This window comes from Mesorhizobium sp. M7D.F.Ca.US.004.01.2.1, assembly GCF_003997785.1.
GTDB lineage: Bacteria > Pseudomonadota > Alphaproteobacteria > Rhizobiales > Rhizobiaceae > Mesorhizobium > Mesorhizobium loti.
In genome coordinates this window covers 1-3,336 of the sequence record NZ_RZRQ01000476.1, presented here as the reverse complement: position 1 = coordinate 3,336, position 3,336 = coordinate 1, and the positions used below count along the sequence as shown (strand labels likewise).

Sequence of the window (3,336 nt, the reverse complement as noted above, 5' to 3'; positions counted from 1 at the left end):
GCCGAGGGCCGGACAGCAGAACGGGCAGCGTATAACGCCGATCGACGTGACCGGCGCGCGTGTGCTGATCGTCGACGACAATGCCGTCAACAGGGCCATCCTGACGGAGCAGATGACATCGTGGACGTTCGATTCCTGCGCGGCCGAAAGCGGCGCCGAGGGCCTCAAGGTGCTGATCGCCGCCGCCGCCTATGGCGTGCCGGTCGATTGCGTCGTGCTCGACTACCAGATGCCTGAGATGAGCGGCGCCGAAATGGCGCGGATCGTGCGCAACACTGCCGGCCTTGCCGGCACGCCGATCATCATGCTGACCTCGGTCGACCAGTCGCTCGCCAACACCAGCTATCGCGATCTTGGCATCGATGCCCAGCTGATCAAGCCCGCGCGCTCTTCGGTGCTGCTGGAAACGCTGGTCGCCACCATCCAGCGGCATCGCCACAACACGAGCGGCAGCGACGCGCTGCCGCTCGCAGCGGACGTCGCTGCGAGCAATGTGGTGCGGCCACAGCCCTCGGCGCCGTCTGAACAGCGGGCGCTGCTGCAGCCGCCTTTGATTCGCCCCCGGCCACCCGTGGCGGGTGGCGGCGACAGGTTGGACATCCTGGTGGCCGAGGATAATGAGGTGAACCAGATGGTGTTCACCCAGATTCTCGGTGAGACCGGTTATGGTTTCGAGATCGTCGGCAATGGCCGCAAGGCGCTCGACGCCTTCGGCCGGCTCAATCCGTGCATGATCCTGATGGATGTCTCGATGCCGGAGATGAACGGGCTCGAGGCAACCGCCGCCATTCGCCGGCTGGAGGAAGAAACCGGCGCGCATGTGCCGATCGTCGGCGTCACCGCGCATGCGCTGAAGGGCGATCGCGAGCGCTGCCTGGAGGCCGGCATGGACGACTATCTGCCCAAGCCGATCAGTCCCCGAGCCCTGCTCGAGAAGGTCGAGCGCTGGGTCGGCGCCAGCCGCCAGGCTCAGCGCAACGCCGGGTAAGGGGCTCTCGTCGCACCTGTTGGCGAGAAACTATGCGGAGATTCGCGACGCGTCCCGTGCGCAGCACCATGGTGCGATCGCACCATATCAAAACTGTGCCTAATCGAGACAATAACCATATTCGAATTCCGCTCTTCCCAGTTACGGGCGGGAGCAGCGACCGCCGGCATGAGACAGCGTCAACCTACCCCAACGGACCTGTTTTCGGCGATGGCCCGGCCACGACACCGTCTGGCCGAGAGCAACGCGCTCCCGTCCGGATTTTCTTTGCCGAGGCGGCAGTCCCGAAACTGCGGGCCGGTCTCGGCCTGAAACGGCGCAAGTGCCTGATTCCGGGAGCAAAGCCGGGCTCAATCGGGAGTGCCGGCTGGCCGGCGTTTTCCTCACCCCAATGACGCGTTACCGGGGTGACATCAAACTGTCATGCGACTGTAATAATCGAAGGCTATTGGCCTCAGCGGGCGCCGAGAGGAATGGCGCCGAGAGACCATCTTCCGAACAGGAGCAGGCCACATGAGACATTTCATCCGCTCGGCGGCCGTTGCGATCGCAATGGCTACGGCGTCTACTTTCACCCTTTCCGCGGCAATGGCAGCTGATCTTTCCGGCGCCGGCTCGACCTTCATTTATCCGGTGTTCGCCAAGTGGGCCGACACCTACAAGAAAGACACCGGCATCGGCCTCAACTACCAGTCGATCGGTTCAGGCGGCGGCATCAAGCAGGTCATCGCCAAGACCGTGACCTTCGGCGCCACCGACAAGCCGATGTCCGACGCCGACCTGGAAAAGAACGGCCTCGTGCAGTTTCCAATGGTGATGGGCGGCATCGTGCCGATCGTCAACCTGACCGGCGTCAAGCCGGGCGAACTCGTCCTTGACGGCAAGACGATCGCTCAGATCTACCTCGGCGCCATCACCACCTGGGACGACGCCGCGATCAAGGCACTGAACCCGACCCTGACCCTGCCATCGACGGCGATCGCCGTTGTCCATCGCTCGGACGGCTCGGGCACGACCTTCAACTTCACCAACTACCTGGTCAAGCTGTCGCCCGACTGGAAGGACAAGATCGGTTCGGACACGGCGGTCGAATGGCCGACCGGCGTCGGCGCCAAGGGCAGTGAAGGCGTTGCCAACACCGTCAAGCAGACCGACGGCGGCATCGGCTACGTCGAGTATGCCTATGCCAAGCAAAACAACCTGTCCTACTCCAAGTTGGTGAATGCCGCCGGCAAGGTCGTCGAGCCGTCGCTCGAATCCTTCGGCGCGGCTGCTTCGAATGCCGACTTCAAGGGCGCGAAAAACTTCAACGTCATCATCACCAACGAGCCCGGCGACACCACCTGGCCGATCGCTGCCTCGACCTGGGTGCTGATCCACAAGGTTCCGGACGATGCTGCCGCAACCGGTGAAGCGCTGAAATTCTTTGCCTGGGCCTACAAGGACGGCAAGGAAACCGCCAAGGCGCTCGACTATGTCTCGATCCCCGATAGCGTCGTCGACCTGATCAAGACCTCCTGGAAGGCTGACATCCAAGCCGACGGCAAGCCCGTCTACGCTGGCGAATAACATCCTCCAAAGGAGCGCCGCGCCGCGGCGCTCCTTATTCGTCCCTCAACACAAAGAGCCGAGCTTCACATGAGCGCTGTCCAGGAAGCCTTGCCAGCCATTCGAGGTTCGCGCGACGCGATTGTCAGACGGTTCGCGCTGACGGACTCGATTTTCCACGGGATGACCCGGGCCGCTGCCATATTGGTGCTGGTCCTGCTCGGCGGCGTTGCGATCTCGCTGTTTGCCGGATCCTGGCAAGCCCTGTCGACCTTCGGCTTCTCCTTCCTGACCAGCGAAAGCTGGAACCCGGTGACGGAGAAATTCGGTGCGCTGGCGCCGATCTACGGCACCATCATCACGTCCGCCATCGCCATCCTGATTGCCGTGCCGCTCGGCATCGGCATCGCCATCTTTCTCACCGAGCTTTGCCCGCGCCCGCTGCGGCGGCCGATCGGCATGGCGGTCGAGTTGCTCGCCGGCATCCCCTCGATCATCTACGGCATCTGGGGCCTGTTCGTGCTGGCGCCGTTCCTGCAGACGACCGTGCAGCCCTTCATCATCGGCGTGTTCCACGGCATTCCCGGCCTTAACAGCCTGTTTGCCGGTCCCCCCTACGGTATCGGCCTGCTGACCTCGTCGCTGATCCTGGCCATCATGGTGCTGCCCTTCATCACCTCGATCACCAAGGACGTCTTCGACACAGTGCCGCCGGTGCTGAAGGAGTCGGCCTACGGTATCGGCTGCACGACCTGGGAAGTGACCCGCCGCGTGGTTATCCCCTACACCAGGATCGGCAT

3 protein-coding genes are annotated in these 3,336 nt (G+C 63.3%); all 3 read left to right on the top strand.

The window, feature by feature from the left end:
- Positions 1-988 (top strand): response regulator (locus EN993_RS33265; protein WP_164757973.1); only part of this gene is annotated, 988 nt, incomplete at its 5' end.
- A gap of 513 nt (positions 989-1,501) precedes the next feature.
- Positions 1,502-2,557, top strand: a complete 1,056-nt coding sequence (gene pstS / locus EN993_RS33260) for a phosphate ABC transporter substrate-binding protein PstS (protein ID WP_109665098.1) — start codon at positions 1,502-1,504, stop codon at positions 2,555-2,557.
- 69 nt (positions 2,558-2,626) lie between these two features.
- A partial coding sequence (pstC, locus tag EN993_RS33255) for a phosphate ABC transporter permease subunit PstC (RefSeq protein WP_127265995.1) occupies positions 2,627-3,336 on the top strand: 710 nt, incomplete at its 3' end.